Below are 936 nucleotides of genomic sequence, written 5' to 3'. Positions count from 1 at the left end.
GTTTTTTTCTTTCATGTAGGGGAACAGAGGCGGGATTATATACCTAAATAACCTTGAGATGCGAGGCTCGGCGCACAGCATATGAAAGTCATCTGAGGAGATGTTGAGCTCAATAAAAAAGGGCATCTCACGTAGAGATGCCCTTTGTGTTTCTTACTGAAAATCTACTGTACTTGGCAGTTCAAACAGAAAGCGTATTGTCCTTTCGGATCGTTAAAGCTTTGAAGCAGACTTGCATCTTGTTCGAACTGTTGAGCCACAGGTTGAAGGCTCTTTGGCAGAAGGCTTGTTGCGTCAACACCAAGGGATACTTTCACCTGATTCATGAATTCTTGTAGGAATAGTTCTGTTGGTGACAATGGCTCTTCAACCCAGTAAATACCATAATCTGTCACGTTCGCCAGCTTCGCTGCTAACTCAACGGCATCATCGAAGTCACCCATTTGGTCAACAAGACCGAACGATAAGGCATCTTGACCTGTCCAAACTCGGCCTTGCGCGACTTTGTCTACCTCTTCTACCGTCATATCTCGGTTTGAACCAACCAAAGAGATAAAGCGTTTGTAGCCATGCTCAATGCCTAGTTGGAACGCTTGAGACGCGCCCACAGACAAGCCAGTCGTAATGCCGTCGCCAGAAAACGGTGAGGTGCCAACGCCGTCGGTGTTGATACCAAGGTTGCTGAAGCCTTTTTCGAACGTCGTAATAACGCTGAAGATACCAATAGAACCTGTCAGTGTTGTTGGTTGTGCGACGATTTTATCTGCGCTCATTGAGATCCAGTAACCGCCAGAGGCCGCTAAGCTCGACATCGAAACTACAACAGGTTTGCCTGCTTTTTTTAGCGCTTCCACTTCGTTGCGAATCACTTCTGACGCAAACGCACTGCCACCAGGACTGTCTACGCGAAGTACGACTGCTTTTACCTTCTCATCG

The 936-nt window shown here is 47.1% G+C and carries 1 protein-coding gene; it reads right to left on the bottom strand.

Translation table 11 applies throughout. The features are described from left to right. Positions 1-164: 164 nt before the first annotated feature. The coding region (gene sppA, locus R7O13_RS24970; RefSeq protein WP_318304958.1) for a signal peptide peptidase SppA at positions 165-936 on the bottom strand (772 nt) is incomplete at its 5' end.

The organism is Vibrio sp. Y176 (assembly GCF_033438945.1).
This window is presented reverse-complemented; position numbering and strand designations above follow the sequence as displayed.